The sequence below is a fragment of the Propionicimonas sp. T2.31MG-18 genome, from assembly GCF_964266745.1.
GTDB lineage: Bacteria > Actinomycetota > Actinomycetes > Propionibacteriales > Propionibacteriaceae > Propionicimonas.
This window is the reverse complement of sequence record NZ_CAXWGX010000012.1, coordinates 545858-567528: the sequence shown is the minus strand read 5'-3', so window position 1 is coordinate 567528 and position 21671 is coordinate 545858. Positions and strand designations below refer to the sequence as shown.

Annotated in this window: 22 protein-coding genes; 5 read left to right on the top strand and 17 right to left on the bottom strand. The window is 73.1% G+C overall.

Annotated elements, in window-relative coordinates; all coding sequences use genetic code 11:
* Positions 1-27 precede the first annotated feature (27 nt).
* From ACFQQJ_RS07650 to leuC, 6 genes are all read right to left on the bottom strand, one after another.
* A complete protein-coding gene (locus ACFQQJ_RS07650) occupies positions 28-2445 on the bottom strand; it encodes a DNA translocase FtsK 4TM domain-containing protein (RefSeq protein ID WP_377105385.1) in 2418 nt (805 codons plus the stop codon).
* Positions 2446-2536: 91 nt separating this feature from the next.
* Positions 2537-3517 (bottom strand): thiamine-phosphate kinase, encoded by a 981-nt coding sequence (locus tag ACFQQJ_RS07645; RefSeq protein ID WP_377105384.1) that lies wholly within the window; start codon positions 3515-3517, stop codon positions 2537-2539.
* The gene (locus ACFQQJ_RS07640; protein WP_377105383.1) at positions 3514-4629 is read right to left on the bottom strand and encodes a D-alanine--D-alanine ligase family protein; all 1116 of its coding nucleotides are present in this window, start codon (positions 4627-4629) and stop codon (positions 3514-3516) included. Before ACFQQJ_RS07640 ends, ACFQQJ_RS07645 begins: the two co-directional genes overlap by 4 nt.
* A 9-nt stretch (positions 4630-4638) precedes the next feature.
* Positions 4639-5412 carry a lysophospholipid acyltransferase family protein gene (locus ACFQQJ_RS07635; RefSeq protein WP_377105382.1) on the bottom strand — a complete coding sequence of 258 codons (774 nt, stop codon included), beginning with the start codon at positions 5410-5412 and terminating at the stop codon, positions 4639-4641.
* Positions 5413-5438: 26 nt separating this feature from the next.
* Positions 5439-6044: a 3-isopropylmalate dehydratase small subunit gene (gene leuD / locus ACFQQJ_RS07630; protein ID WP_377105381.1), complete on the bottom strand. Its 606-nt coding sequence runs from the start codon at positions 6042-6044 to the stop codon at positions 5439-5441.
* Positions 6045-6057: 13 nt separating this feature from the next.
* Positions 6058-7455 (bottom strand): 3-isopropylmalate dehydratase large subunit, encoded by a 1398-nt coding sequence (gene leuC / locus ACFQQJ_RS07625; protein ID WP_377105380.1) that lies wholly within the window; start codon positions 7453-7455, stop codon positions 6058-6060.
* An 86-nt stretch (positions 7456-7541) separates the two neighbouring features.
* Between leuC and ACFQQJ_RS07620 the strand changes: the two genes are divergently transcribed.
* Complete coding sequence (locus ACFQQJ_RS07620) at positions 7542-8267, top strand: IclR family transcriptional regulator (protein WP_377105379.1); 726 nt, start codon at positions 7542-7544, stop codon at positions 8265-8267.
* 74 nt (positions 8268-8341) lie between these two features.
* Here the strand turns inward: ACFQQJ_RS07620 and ACFQQJ_RS07615 are convergent, their stop codons facing one another.
* From ACFQQJ_RS07615 to ACFQQJ_RS07605, 3 genes are all read right to left on the bottom strand, one after another.
* A complete protein-coding gene (locus tag ACFQQJ_RS07615; RefSeq protein WP_377105378.1) occupies positions 8342-8554 on the bottom strand; it encodes a DUF6458 family protein in 213 nt (70 codons plus the stop codon).
* A gap of 68 nt (positions 8555-8622) precedes the next feature.
* Positions 8623-9660, bottom strand: a complete 1038-nt coding sequence (locus ACFQQJ_RS07610) for a DUF2332 domain-containing protein (protein ID WP_377105377.1) — start codon at positions 9658-9660, stop codon at positions 8623-8625.
* Positions 9661-10137 (bottom strand): Lrp/AsnC family transcriptional regulator, encoded by a 477-nt coding sequence (locus tag ACFQQJ_RS07605; RefSeq protein ID WP_377105376.1) that lies wholly within the window; start codon positions 10135-10137, stop codon positions 9661-9663.
* A gap of 117 nt (positions 10138-10254) precedes the next feature.
* Between ACFQQJ_RS07605 and hisC the strand changes: the two genes are divergently transcribed.
* Both hisC and ACFQQJ_RS07595 read left to right on the top strand, forming a co-directional pair.
* Complete coding sequence (gene hisC / locus ACFQQJ_RS07600) at positions 10255-11331, top strand: histidinol-phosphate transaminase (RefSeq protein ID WP_377105375.1); 1077 nt, start codon at positions 10255-10257, stop codon at positions 11329-11331.
* Positions 11328-11948: a YitT family protein gene (locus ACFQQJ_RS07595; RefSeq protein WP_377105374.1), complete on the top strand. Its 621-nt coding sequence runs from the start codon at positions 11328-11330 to the stop codon at positions 11946-11948. The genes hisC and ACFQQJ_RS07595 overlap by 4 nt, the downstream gene beginning before the upstream one ends.
* 53 nt (positions 11949-12001) lie before the next feature.
* Here the strand turns inward: ACFQQJ_RS07595 and ACFQQJ_RS07590 are convergent, their stop codons facing one another.
* Complete coding sequence (locus ACFQQJ_RS07590) at positions 12002-14158, bottom strand: FlgD immunoglobulin-like domain containing protein (protein WP_377105373.1); 2157 nt, start codon at positions 14156-14158, stop codon at positions 12002-12004.
* A gap of 113 nt (positions 14159-14271) precedes the next feature.
* Between ACFQQJ_RS07590 and ACFQQJ_RS07585 the strand changes: the two genes are divergently transcribed.
* Both ACFQQJ_RS07585 and ACFQQJ_RS07580 read left to right on the top strand, forming a co-directional pair.
* On the top strand, positions 14272-15087 hold the full coding sequence (locus ACFQQJ_RS07585) for a hydrolase (protein WP_377105372.1): 816 nt from the start codon (positions 14272-14274) through the stop codon (positions 15085-15087).
* Between the two features lie 211 nt (positions 15088-15298).
* Positions 15299-15673 carry a hypothetical protein gene (locus ACFQQJ_RS07580; protein ID WP_377105371.1) on the top strand — a complete coding sequence of 125 codons (375 nt, stop codon included), beginning with the start codon at positions 15299-15301 and terminating at the stop codon, positions 15671-15673.
* Here ACFQQJ_RS07580 and ACFQQJ_RS07575 read toward each other — a convergent pair.
* From ACFQQJ_RS07575 to ACFQQJ_RS07545, 7 genes are all read right to left on the bottom strand, one after another.
* Positions 15670-16542 (bottom strand): hypothetical protein, encoded by an 873-nt coding sequence (locus ACFQQJ_RS07575; RefSeq protein WP_377105370.1) that lies wholly within the window; start codon positions 16540-16542, stop codon positions 15670-15672. The genes ACFQQJ_RS07580 and ACFQQJ_RS07575 overlap by 4 nt on opposite strands.
* Before the next feature lie 267 nt (positions 16543-16809).
* Entirely contained in the window at positions 16810-17757 is a 948-nt protein-coding gene (locus ACFQQJ_RS07570; RefSeq protein ID WP_377105369.1) for a serine/threonine-protein kinase, read from the bottom strand.
* 144 nt (positions 17758-17901) lie between these two features.
* Complete coding sequence (locus tag ACFQQJ_RS07565) at positions 17902-18477, bottom strand: hypothetical protein (protein ID WP_377105368.1); 576 nt, start codon at positions 18475-18477, stop codon at positions 17902-17904.
* Positions 18474-19583, bottom strand: coding sequence for a molybdopterin-dependent oxidoreductase (locus ACFQQJ_RS07560; protein ID WP_377105367.1), 1110 nt, complete (start codon positions 19581-19583; stop codon positions 18474-18476). The genes ACFQQJ_RS07565 and ACFQQJ_RS07560 overlap by 4 nt, the downstream gene beginning before the upstream one ends.
* Positions 19580-20224, bottom strand: coding sequence for a class I SAM-dependent methyltransferase (locus tag ACFQQJ_RS07555; protein WP_377105366.1), 645 nt, complete (start codon positions 20222-20224; stop codon positions 19580-19582). The genes ACFQQJ_RS07560 and ACFQQJ_RS07555 overlap by 4 nt, the downstream gene beginning before the upstream one ends.
* Positions 20221-20916: a DUF2064 domain-containing protein gene (locus ACFQQJ_RS07550; protein ID WP_377105365.1), complete on the bottom strand. Its 696-nt coding sequence runs from the start codon at positions 20914-20916 to the stop codon at positions 20221-20223. The genes ACFQQJ_RS07555 and ACFQQJ_RS07550 overlap by 4 nt, the downstream gene beginning before the upstream one ends.
* Entirely contained in the window at positions 20913-21620 is a 708-nt protein-coding gene (locus tag ACFQQJ_RS07545; protein WP_377105364.1) for a glycosyltransferase family 2 protein, read from the bottom strand. The genes ACFQQJ_RS07550 and ACFQQJ_RS07545 overlap by 4 nt, the downstream gene beginning before the upstream one ends.
* Positions 21621-21671: the final 51 nt, after the last annotated feature.

Below are 21671 nucleotides of genomic sequence, written 5' to 3'. Positions count from 1 at the left end.
GCCCCCCGTCGCGACGGCACGGACGGGCTACCCGGCGCGCAGCGCCTCCAGCACCTCGTCGAGGTCGTCGGGCTTCACCAGCACCTCGCGCGGCTTGGAACCCTCCGAGGGGCCCACCACTCCCCTGGTCTCGAGGATGTCCATCAGGCGCCCGGCCTTGGCGAAGCCGACGCGCAGCTTCCGCTGGAGCATCGACGTCGAGCCGAGCTGGAGGTTCACCACCAGCTGGGCGGCCTCGAGCACGAGTTCGAGGTCGTCGCCGATGTCCTCCGCGACCGCCCGTCCGGACTCGGCGGCAGCGGCCACGTCGTCGCGGTACTGCGGGCCGAGTTGCGCGGAGACCTGCTTGACGACCGAGCGGATCTCGGCCTCGGTCACCCAGGCGCCCTGCACGCGCAGCGGCTTGGACTGGCCCATCGGGAGGAACAGCCCGTCGCCCTGCCCGACCAGCTTCTCCGCCCCGGGAGTGTCGAGGATCACCCGGGAGTCGGTCATCGAGCTCGTGGCGAAGGCGAGGCGGGACGGCACGTTGGCCTTGATCAGGCCGGTGACCACGTCGGTGGACGGGCGCTGCGTGGCGAGCACCAGGTGGATGCCTGCCGCGCGCGCGAGCTGCGTGATGCGCACGATCGAGTCCTCGACGTCGCGCGGGGCCACCATCATCAGGTCGGCGAGCTCGTCCACGATCACCAGCAGGTAGGGGTAGGGCGCGAGCACGCGCTCCGAGCCCGGGGGCAGCTTCACCTGGTCCGCGCGGACGGCCTTGTTGAAGTCGTCCACGTGGCGGAAGCCGAAGGCGGCCAGGTCGTCGTAGCGCGCGTCCATCTCGCGGACCACCCACTGCAGCGCCTCCGCGGCCTTCTTGGCGCTGGTGATGATCGGCGTCACCAGGTGCGGGATGCCCTCGTAGTGGGTGAGTTCCACCCGCTTGGGGTCGACCAGCAGCAGGCGCACCTCATCAGGGGTGGCACGCATCAGGATCGAGGTGATCATCGAGTTCACGAAGCTCGACTTGCCCGAGCCGGTCGCGCCGGCGACGAGCAGGTGCGGCATCTTCGCCATGTTGGCCACGACGTAGCCGCCCTCGACGTCCTTGCCCAGCCCCACCGTCATCGGGTGGTGGTCGTTGCGGGCCCGCGGGGAGCGCAGGACGTCGCCGAGGGAGACGATCTCCTTGTCCGCGTTGGGGATCTCGATGCCGATCGCGGACTTGCCCGGGATCGGGGAGAGGATGCGCACGTCGGCGGAGGCGACGGCGTAGGCGATGTTCTTCCCCAGCGCGGTGACCTTCTCGACCTTCACGGCGTTGCCGAGCTCGACCTCGTAGCGGGTGACGGTCGGGCCGCGGGTGTAGCCGGTCACGGTGGCGTCGATCTCGAACTGCCGCAGCACCTCGGTGAGGCTCTGCACCACCTGGTCGCTGGCCTGGCTGCGGGCCCGCGGGACGGTTCCCGGCTTGAGCAGGGCGGGATCGGGCAGCGTGTAGACCACGTCGCCCGAGATCGGGGGCTGTTCGGCCCGCAACGGGCCGGCCGACATCACCGGCGCCTCCAGCGGGGGCTGGGATGCCTTGGCGGGCCCGGCCGGAGCCGGGGCGAGGTCCACGGTGAGCTCCGCGTCCGGATCGGGCTCCGGCTCGTCCTCCACCAGGGGGGTGTCGTAGGCCTTGTGGGGCGCCCCGTACTCGATCTCGGGCTTCTCCGGACGCCGCAGGCGCTCCCGCAGGGCGTGCAGCCGGGCGCCGAGCTCGCTCATCGGGATCCCTGCGATGACCAGGACGCCGAACACGGCCAGCACCACCAGGACGGGAACGGCCAGCCAGACCGTGAGCAGCTGGACGGTGAGCGAGGAGGAGATGTAGCCGATGAAGCCGCCGGCCTCGCGCACGAGCGCCGGCGGCGCGCCGCGGGTGGGCAGCCCCTTCGCGATCTGGATCAGGCCGAGCAGCCCGAACAGCGCGGACGCCCAGCCCACCGCCTGGCGCCCGGCAGTGCCGTGGCGCTCGGGGTGGCGCAGCGTCCGCCACGCCATGCCGAAGCACAGCACGGGGACGACGTAGGAGAACGACCCGAAGAGGGTCGCCACCGCGAGCTGCACCCAGTTGCCGGCAGAACCCGGGATGCCCACCCAGAACTCTCCGGCGACGAGGAGCCCCACGAGGATCAGGAACAGCCCGGTGCCGTCGTGACGGCGCTCGGGTTCGAGGTCACGGACGGCGGGTGCGACGGCGCGCGCCGACGAGCCGACCAGGGTGGCCAGGCCGCGCCAGGTCGCGGCGATGCCACGGCCGATGGAGCCGAGCACGCGGCTCAGCCCCGAGGGCTGCGGCTTCTTGCGGGCCGTGCTGCGGGGCGGTGTCTTCTTGCTTCCGGTGCTTCGGGAGGCGCTAGGGCGCGAGGACGCGCTGCTGCGGCTCCGCGAAGGGGAAGACGCGCGGGTCGCCATGAGTCGAAGGGTAGGCGATCGGCCCGCCAAAGCCGCGTCCCCACGCCGGTCGGCCCCGGAAGCCGCGCGTGGGCTCCTGAGCAGGCCCTCCTCAGGAGAAGTGCTGCCAGCCGGCCGCGGGCCCCTCCCAGGGGCTGCCGTCCACGAGCACCCTGGGCTCGCCGGGCACGACCCGCCCGATGACCCGCCAGCCCGACGGCACCCGCCCGGCGTCGAAGGCGCCGACCAGCGCGTGGTCGTCGCCGCCGGTGAGCTGGAAGACCAGCGGGTCGCCGCGCCCGATGGCGGCGGCGACGGCCTGCTGGGGCTCGGCGACCTCGAGGGTGGAGGTGTCGACGTCGAGCGTCACGCCCGAGGCTCGGGCCACGTGGCCGAGGTCGGCGAGGAGCCCGTCGGAGATGTCGATGAGTGCGCTCGCGCCGGCCTCCGCGGCCACCCGTCCCTCGCCGTAGGGCACCTCGGGGACGCGGTGGGCGACGACGGCCGCCCGCGGCGAGCGGAACCCACGGGCGAGCACGGCCACGCCCGCCGCAGCCCAGCCCAGCCGTCCGGCCATCGCGAGCACCTGGCCCGGACGGGCACCGGCGCGGGTCAGCGGCGGGAGGCCGCCGAGGTCGGCCAGCACGGTCGCGGTGACCACCACCTGGGGGGCCGACGTCGTGTCTCCCCCGACGAGCCGGACGCCGGCCCGCTCGCACTCGGCGCGGACGCCGCCGGCGAACTCCTCGACCCACGCCGCCGGGGTGGAGGCGGGAGCGGCCAGGCTGAGCACCAGGCCGACAGGGACGGCGCCCATCGCCTCGGCGTCGGCCACGCAGGCGGCCACAGCCTTGCGCCCCACGTCGGCGGCGCTCGACCAGTCCCTCCGGAAGTGCACGTTCTCGACCATGGTGTCGGTGGACACCGCCAGGTCGCCGGCCAGGCGCAGCACCGCACAGTCGTCGCCGACACCCAGCACCACCGGGCCGCCGGCACCCAGCCCTGCGGTGATGCGTCCGATCAGCGCGAACTCACCGACGTCGCCGAGCGTCTCCCCCGCGGCGTCGCCCCTGCCGGGACCCGCAGCGGTCACCGCAGCCCCATGGGCCGGGCGAGCGCGAGGTCGACCAGGGTGGCGATCAGCGACGGGTAGTCCAGGCCCGTGGCCGCCCACACCATCGGGAACATCGAGGTGCGGGTGAACCCGGGCATGGTGTTGAGCTCGTTGACCCACGCGACGCCGTCGGCGTCCACGAACAGGTCGACGCGGGCCAGGCCCTCCACCGCCATCGCGGCGAACGTGCGGGCGGCGAGGTCCTGGATGTCGGCCAGCAGGACGGGGTCGACATCCGCCGGCACCTGGAGCGACACCTGGTCCTCGGGCAGGTACTTGGCGTCGAAGTCGTAGAAGGCGTCGGCGGTGTGCATCCGGATCTCGCCGGGCAGCGACACCCGCGGCGGACCGTCGAGGTCCTCGATCACGCCCAGCTCGATCTCGCGGGCGCCGACGAAGCCCTGCTCGACCACGACCTTAGGGTCGAAGCGCTGCGCCTCGACGATCGCCGCCTCGAGACGGGCGGGATCGTCGACCCTGCCGATGCCGATGCTGGAGCCGCCCCTGGCCGGCTTGACGAACACCGGGAACGAGAGCGCTCCGGCGCGGGCGAGGCTGGCCGCGCGGTCGTCGCGCCACTGGGCCGGGGTGATCGCCTCCCACGGGCCGACGGGCAGGCCGGCGGCAGCCATCGCCCGCTTCATCAGGTCCTTGTCCATGCCGATCGCGCTGGCCGCGACCCCCGCACCCACGTAGCGGATGCCCAGCATCTCGAACAGGCCCTGAATGGTGCCGTCCTCGCCCCACGGGCCGTGCAGCAGGGCGAACGCCACGTCGACGCCGGCCACGTCGGCCAGGCGGTCGCCGTCCCGCGTGGCCACCTCGGGTCCGTCCTCGCCGCGCAGCAGGACGGCCTCCGGCCGGTCGGCCGGCACGCGCGGCAGGCGCCCGTCAACGACCTCGTAGGAGAGCAGTTCCGCGTGCGGGATGCGCACCCAGGCGCCGTCCGCGGTGATGCCGATGCCGACGACCTCGAACCGCTCCGGGTCGATCGCCCGGGCGACGCCCCCGGCGGTGAGGCAGCTGATCTCGTGCTCGGTGCTGACGCCGCCGAACAGCAGTGCCACCCGGACTCTGGCCTGTCTGGTCACCGTGTCACCCTAGCGGGCTGCGCCCCGCGGGACCCTCCGGCCCACCCGGATGTCGTAGACGTCGGTGGGCGGCTCCTCGCCGCGGATCTGTGCTACCAGTCCGGTCACCGCGTTCATGATCCGGACGCCGGCCATGGCGGCGGCCTCTGCGTCCTCGCGGCCGAGGAGGTCGGAGAGGTCCACCGGCTCGCCCGTGCGGAACACCATCGTCCGCCGGGGACGGAACCTCGGCCACACCGGCTTCTTGCCCGGCATCACGAAGTTGGCCCCCCACTGCCCGACCGGGATCACCGGGCACCCGCTGGAGAGCGCCAGCCGCGCGGCCCCGGGGCGGGCTGTCATCGGCCAGGTGTCGGGGTCGGCGGTGATCGTGCCCTCGGGGTAGATGACGATCAGCTCCCCGTCATCGAGCGCCTGCCGGGCGTGGACGAGCGCGTCCTTGGCCCGCGCGGTGCCGCGTTCCACCGGGATCTGGCCGGTGGCCCGGGCGAGCGGGCCGATCACGGGCACCTTCCACAGGTCGGACTTGCCCAGAGCGCGCGGCCAGCGCCCGTGCCAGACCACGTAGTGGGCCAGCGCGGGCGGGTCGAAGTTGGAGATGTGGTTGCTGACCAGGATCACCCCGCCGGAGCGGGGCAGGTGCTCTGCGTCGTCCCAGTCGGTGTCCACCAGCAGGTTCAGCAGCCAGCCGGCGAACCGTGCCAGCCGCCGGTAGGTGGGCTGGACGGGCGTCGGGTTGGCGACCCGCAGCGGCAGGCGGGACCGGGCGGGCTCAGGCGTCACGCCCGGATCATCCCATGGAACACCGTTCAGCCGGCGGTCCTCGCTGGCAGCGTGCGGGGCAGCCACGACGGACGCTTCGCCTCGAAGGCGGAGATCAGGTCCTCGTGCGTGAGGGTCAGGCCGATGTCGTCCAGGCCCTCCAGCAGGCGGTGCCGGGTGTAGTCGTCGATGGTGAACTCGAAGACGTTGTCCGCGGCCTCGACGGTGCGGTGGCGCAGGTCGACGGTGAAGGTGATCCCCGGCTCGCTCTCCGCGATCTCCCAGAGCTTCTCCACGACTTCCTGCGGCACCGTGGCGATGAGCAGGCCGGCCTTGCCGGAGTTGCTGCGGAAGATATCGCCGAAGCGTGAGCCGATGACCACCCGGAAGCCGTAGTTCTGGAGGGCCCAGACCGCATGCTCCCGCGAGGAACCCGTGCCGAAGTCGGGGCCGGCGACGAGGATCGAACCCGGCGCGTACGCGGGCTGGTTGAGCACGAAGCCCTCGTCGTTGCGCCAGGCCGCGAAGAGGCCGTCCTCGAAGCCGGTCCGGGTGACCCGCTTCAGGTAGACCGCAGGGATGATCTGGTCGGTGTCGACGTTGCTGCGACGCAGCGGGACGGCGACGCCGGTGTGGGCGCTGAACTTGTCCATGTCCTCGATCTCCTTACAGGTCGGCCGGCGAGCTCAGGGTGCCGCGGATCGCAGTGGCCGCAGCCACGGCGGGCGACACGAGGTGGGTACGACCGCCCTTGCCCTGGCGTCCCTCGAAGTTCCGGTTCGAGGTGGACGCAGAGCGCTCACCCGGGGCGAGCTGGTCGGGGTTCATGCCCAGGCACATCGAGCAGCCGGCCTCGCGCCACTCGGCACCGGCGTCGGTGAAGACCTTGTCGAGGCCCTCGGACATCGCCTGGAGCCGGACACGGGCGGAGCCGGGCACGACCAGCATGCGCAGCCCGTCGGCGATCCTGCGTCCCTTGATCACGGACGCGGCCAGCCGGAGGTCCTCGATCCGGCCGTTGGTGCAGGAGCCCAGGAAGACGGTGTCCACCCTGATGTCGCGCATCGGCGTGCCCGCCCCCAGCGCCATGTATTCCAGCGCGCGCTCCGCGGCCGCCCTGTCGACCGGGTCGGAGAAGTCCTCCGGCGCCGGCACCCGGCCGCCCAGCGGGACGCCCTGGCCGGGGTTGGTGCCCCAGGTGACGAACGGGGTGAGCTGGGTCGCGTCGATGTCGACCTCGCGGTCGAAGACGGCGTCCTCGTCGGTGTAGAGGGTCTTCCAGTACGCCACGGCGGCGTCCCAGTCCTCTCCGGACGGGGCGTGCGGGCGTCCCTGGAGGTAGGCGAAGGTGGTCTCGTCCGGCGCCATCATGCCGGCCTTCGCACCCCACTCGATGCTCATGTTGCAGATGGTCATCCGGCCCTCCATCGAGAGGTTGCGGATGGTGTCGCCGCGGTACTCCACGACGTAGCCCTGGCCGCCGCCGGTGCCGACCTTCGCGATCAGGGTGAGCACGATGTCCTTGGCGGTGACGCCGTCGGGCAGCGCGCCGTTGACGTTGACGGCCATGGTCTTCGGCCGGGCCTGCGGCAACGTCTGGGTGGCCAGCACGTGCTCCACCTCGGACGTGCCGATGCCGAACGCCAGCGCGCCGAAGGCGCCGTGGGTGGAGGTGTGGGAGTCGCCGCAGACCACGGTCAGGCCGGGCTGGGTGAGGCCGAGCTGCGGGCCGATGATGTGCACCACGCCCTGGTCCTTGTCGCCGAGGCTGTGGATGCGCACGCCGAACTCGGCGGCGTTGTGCCGCAGGGTGTCCACCTGGAGCTTCGACACCGGGTCGGCGATCGGCGCCAGGATGTTCAGCGTCGGGGTGTTGTGGTCCTCCGTGGCCATCGTCAGGTCGGTGCGGCGCACCGCGCGTCCGGCGAGGCGGAGGCCGTCGAACGCCTGCGGGCTGGTCACCTCGTGGACCAGGTGCAGGTCGATGTACAGCAGGTCGGGCTCACCGTCGGCGGTGCGGACGACGTGGTTCTCCCATACCTTGTCACTCAGGGTCTTGCCCATCGGACCTCCATCAGTGCAGCTGTGGGCTCGTAGCCCGATCAGCCTAACAGCTTGCATATCATGATGCGAGACGGCAGTCTTATCCTATGGACAACTCAAGCGGCGTCGGCGTCCTCGACAAGGCGGCCCTCGTGCTCACCGCCCTGGAACAGGGACCGACCACCCTCGCCGGCCTCGTCACCGCCACCGGCCTCGCCCGCCCGACGGCGCACCGGCTCGCGGTCGCCCTCGAGCACCACCGGCTGGTCTCGCGCGACCTCCAGGGCCGGTTCGTCCTCGGCCCACGACTCACCGAGCTCGCCTCCGCCGCCGGTGAGGACCGCCTGCTCGCGACCGCCGGCCCGGTTCTCGCCCGCCTGCGCGACATCACCGGGGAGTCGGCGCAGCTGTTCCGCCGCCAGGGCGACATGCGCGTGTGCGCCGCCGCCGCCGAGCGCCCGTCCGGACTCCGCGACACCATACCGGTGGGCACGCAGCTGACCATGGGCGCCGGCTCGGCCGCGCAGGTCCTGCTCGCCTGGGAGGATCCCGAGCGCATCCAGCGGGGCCTCCAGAACTCCTCGTTCTCCGCGGTGGCGCTGGCCACCGTCCGCCGCCGCGGCTGGGCGCAGTCGGTCGCAGAGCGCGAGCCCGGCGTCGCCTCGGTGTCCGCACCGGTGCGCTCCCCCAGCGGCAAGGTGATCGCAGCGGTCAGCGTCTCCGGCCCGATCGAGCGGCTCTCGCGGCAGCCGGGTCGCCTCCACGCGCCCGCGGTGATCGCCGCGGCCGAGCGGCTGAGCGAGGTGCTGCGTCGCAACGGCGGCGAGGGCTGAGCCCCACCGGCTGCGTCCCGACACGACTCACGCCCGGCGCCCACACGGGGCGCCGGGCGTGAGTGCTGTCCGGGTCAGACCTGGTCGGAGCGGTGCTCCACCACGTTCGTGCGCCGGCTGGCCTGCGCGTTGGTGACCAGGCCGATGATGATGGCGAGCACCCCCGCGCCCAGGCAGATGTAGCCGACCATCGTGAGGTCGACGCCGGGCACCATGTCGCGCACGGCGAAGCTGAGGATGGCGCCGATCACCAGCAGGGCGATGCCGGATCCGGTGGTCGTGGACATGGGTGTATCTCCTTCGTCTCGATTGTCGGAAGGGCAATACCCACGGCCGACCCACGGCAAACCCGCGCTCAGAACCACGACAGCCAGTAGCCGTGGGGGTGGCAGCGCGCCAGCGCCCGGTCGGTGCGGACGCCGTCCCGCCAGGTGGTCGTGCCGAGGACGGTCGCGTCGGACCCGACGAGGTCGCCCTCCACGGGCAGCACGGGCACCTGGTGGGGAGACTCCACCCACACCCACGACAGCTCGGAGGCTTCCCCGTGGCTGTCCAGCTCGTCCACCCAGGCGGACTGGGCCGCAGCGTCGAGGTAGCACAGCGCCCAGGAGGTCGTCACCACCGGCGATCCGGGGCCGAGGTCGCCCAGGGCGCCGGCGAGATCGGCGACGGCGTCCCCGCGGCGCACAGGCACCGGGTCGGCACGGAACAGCGCGACCGCCCGTTCGAGCCGCCGGAACCGGTCCTCCTGGTCGGGCCACACGCACGCCTCCAGCCACCGCGCCGCGTCCGGGTCGGCCAGGTCGACCGGTGAGGTGTCCAGGCCCAGCCGGGAGCTGATCTCCGGCACGGCCGGGGCGAGCCGGCGGCCGTCGGGGCGCACCGAGCACTCGACCACCAGCTCCCCCCCACCGAGGACGCCATGGCCGTCGTCGTAGGCGAGCCGGTCGAGCATCAGGTTCAGCCCCGCGCTCGCGCCCACGTCCAGCTGCGCCCACGGGCCGCCTCCGAGCTGCCCGAGCCCGGCCACCAGCAGCGCCGACCGGCCGATCTCGTTCGTCTGCGGCAGCCGGGTGGCGACGAGCTCACGGATCCGCGTGACGTGCCGGGCGCAGAAGTCGAGGAACACCGGCACCGGGTCACCGCCGGCCCGCTCCCCGGGCGGCGTGAGGTTCGGGTAGTGGCGCGCCAGCTCGGTTCCCGGCTCGCCGAGCAGAAGGTAGTGGACGGCGGCGAAGAGGGTCACCGGGACCCGCGCGGGGCGGGGCGCATCCGCGTAGAGCTCCGGCAGCAGCGCGGAGGTCGCGATGCCGTCGCTCAGCCGCGAGTACAGCGGCGCCCGACGCCGCGTCGTGCGGGAGAAGGCGGCGAAGCGTGCCGACAGGGAGGCCATTCAGTGGTCCTTCTCCGCGACGGCCTGGAGCAGCGAGCGGAGACGGGTCGGCAGCAGCTCCGCGAGCGAGATCGCGGTGCTGCTGCGCTTCACGCCCGGGATGGTGAGCATGGCGTTGGTCACGCGGTAGAGGTGGGCGGTGTCGCGGGCGACGACCTTGACCAGCATGTCCGCGTCCCCGGTGGTCGAATGGATCTCGATCACCTCGGGCAGGGCCACCAGGCCGGCCGCGGCCTCGTCCCCGCTGGACTGGCTGATCTCGAGGGAGACGAAGGCCACCAGCGGATAGCCCAGTGCTGCCGGGTCGACCCGCTGCCCGAAGTCGCGCAGCGCGCCGGCGCGGGAGAGCCGGCGCAGCCGTGCCTGGACGGTGTTGCGCGCGACGCCGAGCGTGCGCGCGATGCCGAGGATGGTGGCGTCCGGGTCGTCGTCGAGCACGAGGAGGATGCGGGCATCCAGCGGGTCGATGAGGCTCATGTTGAGCATCATGCTGCCTCGATCGTCTCCTGGGAAGCAGACTGCCCAGTCGCTGAGCGGCCGGTTGCGCAGCACGGCCGTCCCGGCCACCATGGCGCTGACACCGAAAGGCCCATCGTGCTCCCTGACTCCCTCCCCCGCCTCCGCGCTGCGGTCTCCGCGCTGCCCGCCTACGTCGCCGGACGGAAGGCCACCGGCGACCACGTCGCTGCGCTGGCGTCCAACGAGAGCCACTACCCGCCGCTGCCGTCGGTCCTGGCGGCGATCGCCGCCGCGGCCGGACGGGTCAACCGCTACCCCGACATGGCTTCTCTCGCCCTGCGCGAGCGGCTCGCCGAGGCCAACGGCGTCGGGGTCGACGAGATCGCCGTCGGCCCGGGCAGCGTCGGCGTGCTCGCCCAGCTGGTCGCCGCGGTGTGCGATGCCGGTGACGACGTCGTCTTCGCGTGGCGGTCCTTCGAGGCCTACCCGATCCTGTGCCAGATCGCCGGGGCCGGCGCGGTGCGCGTCCCCCTCACCACGGACGAGCGCCACGACCTGCCGGCCATGGCGGCCGCGATCACCGTCCGCACCCGGGCGGTGCTGCTGTGCTCCCCCAACAATCCCACCGGCACCGCGATCTCGCTGGAGGAGCTCGCGGCGTTCCTCGAAGTCGTCCCGCCGAGCGTGCTGGTGGTGCTGGACGAGGCCTACCGCGAGTTCATGGACGCCGACCTCGACACGGTCGCCCTCTTCCGCGAGTACCCGAACCTGTGCCTGCTGCGCACCTTCTCGAAGGCCTACGGGCTTGCCGGGCTGCGGGTCGGGTACGCGATCGCGCGGCCGGAGATCGCCGAGGGGCTGCGGCGCACCCAGGTGCCGTTCTCGGTGAGCGGCGTGGCGGAGGCCGCCGCGATCGCTGCCCTCGACGCGGAGTCCGAGGTGGCCGAGCGCGTGGCGTCCGTCACCGCGGAGCGCCCGCGTGTGGAGGCCGCCGCCCGGGCCCTGGGCTGGGACGTGCCGGCCGGCGCCGCGAACTTCGTGTGGCTGCGCACCGACGACGACGAGCGCGTCCGGCTGGTCGCAGCGTTCGACGCCGCGGGGATCATGGTGCGGGGCTACGCCGGGGACGGCGTCCGGGTGACGCTGGCCGACCGGGACAGCAACGACCGCGTCCTCGCCGTCCTGGCCGCCTTCGAGCGGGGCCGGCCGTGACGCCGGTCGAGGTCGAGGCGCCCCCCGCCCTGCGGCACAGCGTTGTCGAGGACGTCTTCGGCCTGCTCAGCGGCACCTTCGTGGCCTCGCTGGGGATCTTCCTGCTGAAGTCCGCCCAGGCCGTCACCGGCGGCACGGCCGGCCTGTCGCTGCTGCTCAGCTATGCCACCGGCTGGTCGTTCGGGGTCGTGTACTTCCTGTCGAACCTCCCGTTCCTCGCCCTGGCCGTGCGGGCGAAGGGCTGGAACTTCACGCTGCGGACGCTGCTCTCCATCGCCCTGGTCTCGGCCTTCGCCTACCTGCACCCGCTGATGCTCCCGCAGGCGCCGCTGAACCCGGTGTACGCGACCCTGGTGGGCAACCTGCTCGCCGGCGTCGGCATGCTGATGGTCTTCCGCCACCGCTCCAGCCTGGGCGGGCTGAACACGCTCGCCCTGCTCGCGCAGGAGCGGCTCGGCTGGCGTGCGGGGTGGGTGCAATTGGGCATGGACACCGCGATCATCCTCGCGGCCCTGGCCGTCGTGCCCGTCGGCAACGTCCTGCTGTCCGCGGCCGGCGCCGTCGTGTTGAACGTTGTGCTGGCGCTGAACCATCGCCCCGGGCGCTACCTCGGCTAGTTCCGGCACCCCGCTGTCCGGTCAGTACCCCCAGCCGACGGTGATCGTGACACCTAGCCGACGGTGATCGTGCCGCGGGGGGCCGCCGTGCCGGTGACGTCGGTCGCCGCCCCGCTCCCGTCGGCGGCGTCCACCCGCAACTGCCAGCGGTAGGTTCCGGCCGCCACCGTCCGGCCCGCCTCGTCGCGTCCGTCCCAGGCGACGCCCCGGATGCCGCCCGTGGACGTCCCGGCGGTGGCGAGCGTGCGGACGACCACCCCGTCCGGATCGGTGATCACCAGCGTTCCGGGCAACACCGGCTCGGTGAGGTCGAGCTGCACGGTCCACGGCGAGCGTCGAGTGGCTTTCCCCGCCGCCAGGGCCCCCAGGAGCCGGGGCGGGCCGGCGGCGAGGCCCTCGAGGGTGCGCAGGACGAGGTCCGTTCCGGTGTGGTAGGCCACCCGGTCGTCGTCCACGGCGAAGGTGCTGAAGCCCTCGTTGCCCAGCGGCTCGACCTCGCCGGTGGTGAGGTTCCAGGCGGCGAGCGGGAAGGAGAAGTCCTCGCTGGGCGTCTGGATCAGCGCCCAGCCGTCCCCGAGGCCCCACAGCACGCCCGGGTGCGTCAGCGACGCCCCGGTGCGGTAGTTGTGCAGCACGGTGTCGACGTCGTGGTCGGGCGCGTCGGAGAACACGCTCGTCCCGACCCAGTCGCCCCAGATCATCACCCAGGTGTAGAGCGAGGAACGGTCGGTGAGGAGGAACGCCGGCGAGCGGTAGCCCCCGGCCAGGTCGCGCACCCGCATCGTGTAGCCGTCCGTGTGGGTCGTGCTCACGTCCTCCACGACCAGGCTCCCGAACAGGGCTTTCGGCCTGCTCGCAGCGAGCACCTTCCCGGTGACCAGACCGACCTTGGCCATGCCGATCAGGTAGGGCCCGCTGGCCTCCCTCGCCAGCGCCTGTGGAACCACAGCACCCGGTCGGCCGTCGTCGTAGGCACGGAACCTCCCGTCGTTGCCGAGGACCAGCCAGCGGGACCCGGAGGCCGCCACCGGCGCGGCCACGGCCAGGTCGCTGCGGGCGCCCAGCGTCCCTGCGGAGACGTCCCTGAGCCACACCCGGTCACCGGAGCGGCCGTCGGAGCCGAGCAGGGTGGTCGGCGTGAGCGCCAGCGAGAACGGCGGGACGGGGCGGCGGGAGAGGGTGAGCCACTCCGTCGTGACGCCGTCCGCGGCCACCCGGAGGTGGTGCGGCTCCCCGGCCGCGTCGACGGTGCGGATCAGGGGCCGCGTCGGGTCACCGGGAGCGTCGATCCGCCAGGACGCCGTGCCGGCCGGGAGAGCGATGGGCGTGACGGTGCCGTTCTCGAGCAGGAGGGCCGACCCGCCGTCCGCGACCAGCGAGGCGGCACCGGCCTGGTACAGCCTGGCCGTCGTGCCGCGGTGGTCGCCGGTCGCAACCTGGTCGCAGGCCCGGGCGCCGCCGGGCAACGGCAGCCGGCAGACCCTCAGGCCGGCCGCGTCCGCGACGAGGGTGTAGAGCGTCGAGCCACCGACGACGTGTGCCTTCGAGCGGGGAATCGCGACCGGGGTGCGGGCCTTTCCGGTCGCGGTGTCGACGATGGTCGCGTAGTCGCGGCCGCCTCTCGCCGGCCGGCTCACACGGACGAGGAAGGACGAGTCGGCGCTGAACCCGTACGTGTGCTTCCAGCTGCCCCGGCCCTTGGGCAGCGCGGGGAACACGAGCTTCCGGCTGCGCCCCACCGTGACCAGGCGCCGGCCTGTGGAGAGCGCGGCCGCCGGGCCGAGCGCGGCGAGCCGCCACTCCTCGTCCCAGGCCATCACCGACGTCCGCGCCGGCTCGGACGGATCGACCGCCATCGGCCAGGCCTCGCCGTCGTCGCCGCCGTAGAAGCTCAGCCGGCCGTTCCCGGCAGCGCTCGTCCCGACCTCCGGGTACACCGGTCCCTGCGCCCAGGTGCGGCCGCCGTCCCTCGAAACGCGGTGGCCGCTCGCCGCCGGGTCCGCGGAGTCGAACAGCGCCCACACCACGTCCCCGGTGGCCCCGAGCACGCGGACGTCCACCGGCACCGTCGGGAGGGGTTCGCGCGAGACGCGGGGTTCGCCGACAGGCACGTCGGCGTCCGCGGTGACGCAGCCGCACAGGGCTGCGACGGCGCACAGCAGGGCCGTGGGCACCGCCCGGTGCACGGGCGCGCGGCGGGGACGGGACATGCGGCGGAGCCTCCTTCCGGGCCCCACGCTAGGACGGCGTGCCGCGCCCGCGGCGGGCCGGGTGCGTGTTCGTACGACTTCGGCGCCGGCCGCAGTCTTCCTAGACTCCGCCCATGGAGACGTGGCGGATCTGTGCGACGTGCGGGGTGGAGAACAGCATCGACCTCGAGGTCTGCGCCATCTGCGCGGACGAACGGCAGTACCTGCCGCCCGGGGGCCAACGCTGGACCTCACCGGCCGAGCGGGACGCGGAGGGCTGCCGGGTCGTGGTCGAGGAGCTCGAGCCGGACCTGTTCGGGCTCACCGTCCGGCCCCGGGCCGACATCGGCCAGACGGCCCTGCTGGCGCGCACGCCGGCCGGGAACCTGCTCTGGGACGTCCCGGGACACCTCGACGACGCCGCCGCCGAGGCCGTGGGCCGGCTGGGCGGGGTCTCCGCGATCATGGCCAGCCACCCCCACATGTTCGGCGTCCAGCGGGAGTGGGCGCGGGCGTTCGGCGCGACCGTGTGGGTCAGCGCCCGCGACCGGCACTGGGTCCGTCGCGAGGGCCCCGAGCTGCGCAGCTGGGACGAGCCGTTCGAGGTCCTGCCCGGCCTGCACGCCAGCCAGCCCGGCGGACACTTCCCGGGCAGCGCGGTCGCCCTCTGGACGGCAGGGGCCGGCGGTCGCGGCGTCCTGCTCAGCGGCGACACTGTGGCCACCGTCCCGGCCGAGGGCTGGGTGACGTTCATGCGCTCCTACCCCAACCGGCTCCCGCTCTCCGCGGCGGTGGTGTCCCGGGTGGCCGCGTCGGTCACGGCGCTGGAGTTCGATCGCCTCTACGACAACTTCGGCGGCGTCGTGAGGGCCGACGCGCGTGCCGCCGTGGCCCGCTCGGCCTCGCGCTACGTCAGCTGGGTGCGCGGCGACCACGACGACGAGACCTGACCGCCGGTGCTCACCGCGGGTTTCGGCGCGCAGCAGGCGCTCGCTCGCAGCCGCGGCCCGGTCGCCGCGGGTTTCGGAGCGCAAGATGGGCCCCAGAGCCGCCCCGAACGCGCCGAAACCCGCGCCGGGACGGGACGTCCACCGCCGCATGCCGTGGTGCGCTTCGAAACCCGCGGTCACCATCCGGGCGACCCAGGCGTAGTGTCGAGGTATGAGCACCAGTCATGAGGCTCGTGAGAAGGTCGCCCGCCGCGCCTTCGAGGCCCTCGGGCCGACCCCGTCCGACAGCGTCGTGCTGATGGTGCAGTGCGACGCCGCCCACCACCTGGCCACGGTCAGCCGGACCGCTGAGGGTCGGGTGTACCACTCGGTCCTGCACTCGAGGGCCCATGGACGCCGCGACTTCGAGGACCTCGGCCACCACGCGTCGCGGCTCGGCGTCGACTGGTTCGACCTGCTCGACGCGGACGACCCGGGGATCGGCGACGACCTCCCCGCCGGCTGCGACTGCGGCCCCTTCACCCTGTCGCGACGCCAGCTCGTCGAGCAGATCGCTGCGGGCCGTAAGCGCATCATCGTTCCCTAGGGTGAACGGGCCGGTTCGCCGACGGGCCCGCCAGCGCCCGAAGAGAGCAACCGTCCAGGGTCCGTCCGCTCGTTGGCCTCCTCGGGCGTCCCGTCCCTGGTGTCGGGCGATGGCAGTGGGCCGTCGGAGTGGTCGGTCGCTGACGCCGACGCGGTGGTGGCGGCGGCGCGACGCTGCATGCGAGCCAGTGACGTCGTCAGCGCTCCGAGGAACAGGACGGCGCCCAGCATCTCCGCCCCTTCCTCGACGGCGCTGGCGGTGGCGTAGAGCAGGTTCTGGAACCCGAAGGCTGTGACCACCAGCCCCCCGATCAGCTCCATGCCCGCCGCTGCGCCCACGTAGACGACCCCCGACACGACGAACGCGACCCGGGTCCACAGCGGCTGCGCCACCAGGAAGCGCAGGTAGACGACCGCGAACACGACCACCAGCGGCACGGCGATGACCACCCAGGCGAACCTCAGCGCGCCGTCCAGGGTCAGCGCCGCGCGGAGAGGCACCACGACCTGCTCGTGGAGCTGGACCAGCTCGTCCAGCGACAGGTAGGCGAAGATGACCGCCAGCCCGCGCCAGTGCCGGTGCCAGCGATCACCGCAGGCACGCGCGGCAGAGGCGACCCGCCACGCGCGCTCGGCACACAGGAACAGCAGGATCGAGGAGAACCACGTGGGGACGTTGGCCTCGAGGTCGTAGTAGAAGAGCCGCTCGAGGCTGTCCAGGCCGGGGAAGTCGACGTGCAGGCTGCGGAACACCTGACTGGCATAGCCCAGCGCGATCAGGCCGGCGATCGCCAGCACGAGCGTCCGGGTCCAGTGGCCCGGCAGCGCGACGGACCGGCGAAGGGACGTCTCGTGGCCGCTCCTACCCACGGTCGATCACCTTCCGCAGGAGTGTCGAGCTCAGAAGGGTGACAGCGACCGGCCCGGCTGTGGGGACACCCACGGCCTTGACCGGCAGCCGTGCTCGCGCGGCAACCGACACCCCATCCTCCTCCTGTCGACGCTGGACGACGCTCAGGTCGTCCACGGCGGCGCCGTACCGCCCTGGCACATACCCGTTCTCACGTGCTGCACGCCCTGGTCGTCCGCGTGCCCACCCGAACCCGCTCAGGCGTCCGCCGCACCCGATGCGCCACCTCAACGATTCGGACGGCGTCCCCAGGTGGGCACCCACCTCTGCGCCGAGGGCGGGCCGGACGCCTCGGCCGGCGACGGTGCGCCGGCCACGTCTTCGACAAGTGCGGCAGCAAGGGGGGCTGCCGGCGACAGGAGCGACCGTGCGAGGACGGTGACGATGGCCCCGGCGGAGTCAGGTCGCTGGGCGGGGTCCTTGGCGAGGCAGGAGGTGATGACGCCGGCCAGGTCATCCGGGGTGTCCGCCGGCAGGGGTGGGGGTTGGTCCTCAAGGTGGGCCAGGGCCGTCGCGATCGGGGTGCCCTTGTCGAACGGCTTGGCCCCGGTGAGCAGCTCGTGTCCCACGACACCCAGGGAGTACAGGTCGCTGCGCGGTGTGACGACGTCGCCGAGCGCCTGCTCGGGGCTGATGTAGTAGGTCGTGCCGACGACCTCACCGGTCAGGGTGTGGGAGGCGGCGGCCCCGACGTCCTTCGCGATCCCGAAGTCCATGAGCTTGACGTACCCGTCCGGGGTGATGAGCACATTGGAGGGCTTGAGGTCACGGTGGACGATCCCGTGGGCATGCGCCCGCTCCAGGGCACCGGCGAGCTGGCAGAGAACGCTGCGGACGACGCCGGCGGGCAGAGTGCCCCGGGCCTCGAGCAGCCCGGCCAGTGTCGGGCCGTCGATGAACTCCATGACCAGGTAGGCCAGCCCGTCGTGCTCACCGAAGTCGAAGACCTCCACCACATTCGGGTGGCTGATCTGTGCGGCGAAGCGCGCCTCCGCCCGGAAGCGTGCGGCCAGCGCCTGCTGCTCCTGCGTCTGCGGGTGCATCACCTTGACGGCGACAGTGCGTCCCAGCACACCGTCGGTGACGGCCCACACCTGCCCCATCCCCCCGGCGGCGACCATATGGTCGAGCCGGTAGCGGGACGTCAGCACGAAGCCGGGAACAAGTCTCTCCACGGCTAGCGCACACCGCCGGAGGACGGGAGGTCCGGCAACCGTCGGAGCCGTCCCGGGCGCGCGGGAGCGGCGGGTACGCCCCGGACCGGCACGATGAGCATTCGACCCCCTCCACACCGGTAACCGCCACGCGTCCCCCGAAGGTTACGCGTCGTGGGCGCGGCGCCGGCCGGCTGCGCCCTCGCCGGTCCGGGGCTGTCGGCTTCGCCGGTGGATCGCCCCGACGAGGCGGAGGACCAGCGGGCCGCACCAGATGAGCCCCACAACCACGAGGTAGCCCGACCAGTAGTCGCGGTCGAGCAGGCTGGGGTTGTCCGGACGCCTGCCGAGACCAGTGAGGAACGGGAACGCGACGAGGGTCACCAGCACGCTCAACGCTGCCGCACCGGAGACGTAGCGACGCCAGGCGGACGGCACGATCCGGCCGAGGACGACGCCGCTCGCAACGACGACCGGGACCGCGATGAGATCGACGACCAGGGGTCCGCTCAGCCACCAGGCACCCACCCCCAGGGCGGGCGCTGTGCCCTCGATCAGGAGCTGGAACATCAGGACACCGCCGTAGCCGACGACGAGGGCCCCCACGACCAGCAGGGCGGCCTGGAGCCTCCCGAGCCCTCCGACCGCCTCGCGGACGTCGGCGACCTGGCCGGTCACCACGGCTGCCAACCGTCGCCGCAGGACCTCGGCTCGCGTGCGCGGGGTCGCCGATGGCGTCATCGCCGGACCTCGATCACGGTGACCCACTTGGTCTGGAGTGCACCTGGCCGGTTCGGGGCGATCAGCCGTGCCGGATAGCCGTGGTCGAGCGCCAACTGTTCACCGTTGAGGCGCAACGCGAGCAGCGTGTCGGGGTGGTTGAGCGTCTGCTTGTTCACGGTGCTCGCGCCGTAGCCACCCGGATCGGGTGAGCGCACCGTGACCTGGGCGACACCGCCCGGGTCGTCGATGAGGTCACGGAGCGGGACGCCTTCCCAGCTCGCCCACGCGTTCCAGCCCTCGACGCAGGCGATGGGCAGGAGGGCGGAGTGCTGTGGCAACGCGCGAAGGTCGGCCAGGCTGAAGGTGCGTTCGACCCCCTGGTCGAGCACCGACAGGTGCCAGTCGGGATCGGCGACGACCCCGGCAGCAACCGCGCTGCGGTTGACCGGCAGTCCCTGGGGGCCGTTCCCGCTGCGCTGGGAGAGCACGCCCACCTGACGCAGCAGGGGGATCTTGTCGCCCGCCGTGACACCCGCGACGACCACCGCCCCGAGACCGGCCAGCCTCAGCACGTCCCGCCGGTTGAGGTCGGTGGCGTCGGCGGGTGGTTCGGGCTCGGCCCACAGCGCACGGACCTTGGGCAACTGGACGGCGATGTGCACGCCGATCGCACCGATGGCCACCCAGGCGACCGCGTAGTGGACCGGCGGGAAGAAGAACCCGAAGGCGTACCACTCGGCGACGTTCAGGAGCCCGGTGACGAGCTCGAAGACCGCCGAGGCGACCAGCACCAGCACCGACCCCCGCTCGAGCATGCGGAGGACGCCGCCGACCAGCGGGCGGTGCCAGAACCGGGGCGCCACCGACCAGAGCTTGACGGCCAGCAGCGGGATGGACGCGATCCCGGTCGTGACGTGGATGCCCTGGCTGAGGGCGTACCCCCACGCCGGCCCGTCCGGGAGCGGGAACAGGCCAGGGTGCTGGTGGAAATGGCTGATCAGCCCGGTGAGGAAGCAGGTGGTGAACGTGACTCCGAGCCACAGTCCCACCCGCAGGCTGAGCCAACCCCCGCGTGCGCGGGTCGGGTACCACTCGGGGCGCGGGATCAGGTCGGCCGGCTTCATCCGGGATCCCGCCGCCAGTGGTCGCTGGTCCGGAGCTCGGCCTGCCAGCGCCCCGCAGAGCACCACACATCCTGGACGCCGAACCCCGCCGCGGCCGCCACGGCGGGCAGGGCCCCGGTCGGCAGGCTGGACCAGTGGAACCAGTCGCTGGCGAGGTCGCCGGCGCGCAGGCGGACACGGTCCGTCCGCACGTGGGCACCGGTGCCCTGCAGGTCGAGGAGGACGGTTCCGGCGGGAGTAAGCAGGTCGCGGCATCTCGCCAGGAGCCGGATCGGGTCGGCCCCGATGCCGATGTTGCCGTCCGCGAGCAGGGCGTGCCCCCACCCCCCCTCGCGCGGCAGCGGACGGAACACGTCGCGCTGAAGGACCGCGGCGCCGCGCAGCCTCGCCAGCGCCACGGCCTGCCGGCTGATGTCGATGCCGAGGGTCGGGACCCCCCGCCCCAGCAGGGCCGTCGAGAGCCTGCCCGGCCCGCACCCGACGTCGAGGGTCGGACCCTGGCAGCGGTCCAGGAGGGCCTGGTCGCCGTCGAGGTGATCCCTGTTCCAGTCGCGGACCGGCAGCTCGGCGTCCCGGCTGCCCTCCAGCCACACCCGGTCACCGGCCAGTCCCAGCCCGTAGACCTCGGCCACCGTGGTCACGACACCTCCCTCGAGCGCGCGTGCAGGGCCCTGGCGAGCGCCCCGAACCTGCCGTCGGTGGCCGCGGCGACCTCCTCGAGGTCACGGACGTTGTCCACGTCCTGCAGCGTGGGCAACAGCTCCACCCGGTGCTGCTGCGCCTCCAGTGCGGCCAACGTGTCCGCCCCGGTGTGGTCGGTGGACATGGCCACGCCGGCCAGGCAGCGGGCAGCACCCGATCGCCTCAGGCCCAGGGCCCACCAGCCGCCGTCCTCTGCCGGGCCGAGGACCGCATCGGGGCCGTCGGATGAGGTCAGTTGCTCGATCGCGGCGGCGAGCACGCCGGGCTGGAGTTGAGGGGTGTCCATCCCGACCTGGAGGGTGGTGCCGAAGTCCCCCGCCGCGTCGATGTGGGCGGCAGCCAGCCGGGCCGCGAGTCCCTCGCCGCGTTGGGGTAGCACCCGGAGGCCGGCGAGGGCCGATCGGACGGCGGCCGCCGACATGGCCCGGGCGGGATCGCCCGACAGGGCGACCACCAGCTCGGCGCCGCTCAGGGCAGCGGCCGGGCGGCAGGCGTCCAGCGTGTCCAGAAGGGACGCGGCCGCGAGTGCGGCGGCCTGGTGCGAGGTGAACGGCGGCGTCAGGCGGGTCTTCACCTGGCCGGGGACCGGCGCCTTGGCCACGACCAGCAGGACCGGGCGTCCGCCGGTCATCGAGGCCGCCTTCGCAGGAGATCCCGGTTTGCCATGAGGACGCCGGCAAAGTCCCGCAACGCCCGAAGGGTGCCGCGGATGCTGCCGGTCACCTTGGACCGGCCGCCGTTGCGTGGGTGATAGGGAATCGGGTGCTCGGTGATCACCCAGCCCGCCGCGCGGGCGCGAAGCAGCGTCTCCAGCGGGTACCCGAAGCGGCGGTCGGTGACCCCCAGGTCGCGGAGCGCCGTCCGCCGCGCGATCCGCACGGGCGCGATGTCGTGCAGGTCGAGGCCGAGGGCGAGCGAGAGGACCGCGGCAAGCACGCGATTGCCCGCCCGCGCGTGCAGGGGCCAGGCCGCCGTGGTCACCGGTCGGCGTGCGGCGCAGCACAGGTCGGCCCGTCCGGAGGCGACGTCGTCGACCAGCGCCGCCAGATCGCCCGGCCTGATCGATCCGTCGCCGTCCAGGACGACCACGATGTCGCGGTTCGCCGCGCGGAGTCCCCGGTCGACGGCCGCGCCGTAGCCCGCACGATCCTCGCGGATGACCGTCGCTCCGGCCGCCTCGGCGACCTCGGCCGTGCGGTCCCGCGACCCGTTGTCCACCACGATCACGGCCCAGCCGGACGGCACGCCGGCGAGGAGTTCGGGAAGTGCTGCCTCCTCGTTGAGACAGGGGATCACGAGTTCGACCAGGTCGGCGGCGGCGGGGGCTCGGTGCATGGCTCGACGCTAGGTAGCCTCCGCCCCGCCGAACAGGCGGCGGGCATTACC

Coding starts and splice junctions, on each gene's coding strand:
- leuD (WP_377105381.1), bottom strand. CDS start 6,044: ATGGACAAGTTCAGCGCCCACACCGGCGTCGCCGTCCCGCTGCGTCGC.
- ACFQQJ_RS07605 (WP_377105376.1), bottom strand. CDS start 10,137: ATGAGCCTCATCGACCCGCTGGATGCCCGCATCCTCCTCGTGCTCGAC.
- ACFQQJ_RS07545 (WP_377105364.1), bottom strand. CDS start 21,620: ATGCACCGAGCCCCCGCCGCCGCCGACCTGGTCGAACTCGTGATCCCC.
- ACFQQJ_RS07560 (WP_377105367.1), bottom strand. CDS start 19,583: ATGAAGCCGGCCGACCTGATCCCGCGCCCCGAGTGGTACCCGACCCGC.
- ACFQQJ_RS07550 (WP_377105365.1), bottom strand. CDS start 20,916: ATGACCGGCGGACGCCCGGTCCTGCTGGTCGTGGCCAAGGCGCCGGTC.
- ACFQQJ_RS07580 (WP_377105371.1), top strand. CDS start 15,299: ATGAGCACCAGTCATGAGGCTCGTGAGAAGGTCGCCCGCCGCGCCTTC.
- ACFQQJ_RS07590 (WP_377105373.1), bottom strand. CDS start 14,158: ATGTCCCGTCCCCGCCGCGCGCCCGTGCACCGGGCGGTGCCCACGGCC.
- ACFQQJ_RS07650 (WP_377105385.1), bottom strand. CDS start 2,445: ATGGCGACCCGCGCGTCTTCCCCTTCGCGGAGCCGCAGCAGCGCGTCC.
- ACFQQJ_RS07585 (WP_377105372.1), top strand. CDS start 14,272: ATGGAGACGTGGCGGATCTGTGCGACGTGCGGGGTGGAGAACAGCATC.
- leuC (WP_377105380.1), bottom strand. CDS start 7,455: ATGGGCAAGACCCTGAGTGACAAGGTATGGGAGAACCACGTCGTCCGC.
- ACFQQJ_RS07610 (WP_377105377.1), bottom strand. CDS start 9,660: ATGGCCTCCCTGTCGGCACGCTTCGCCGCCTTCTCCCGCACGACGCGG.
- ACFQQJ_RS07615 (WP_377105378.1), bottom strand. CDS start 8,554: ATGTCCACGACCACCGGATCCGGCATCGCCCTGCTGGTGATCGGCGCC.
- ACFQQJ_RS07620 (WP_377105379.1), top strand. CDS start 7,542: ATGGACAACTCAAGCGGCGTCGGCGTCCTCGACAAGGCGGCCCTCGTG.
- ACFQQJ_RS07565 (WP_377105368.1), bottom strand. CDS start 18,477: ATGACGCCATCGGCGACCCCGCGCACGCGAGCCGAGGTCCTGCGGCGA.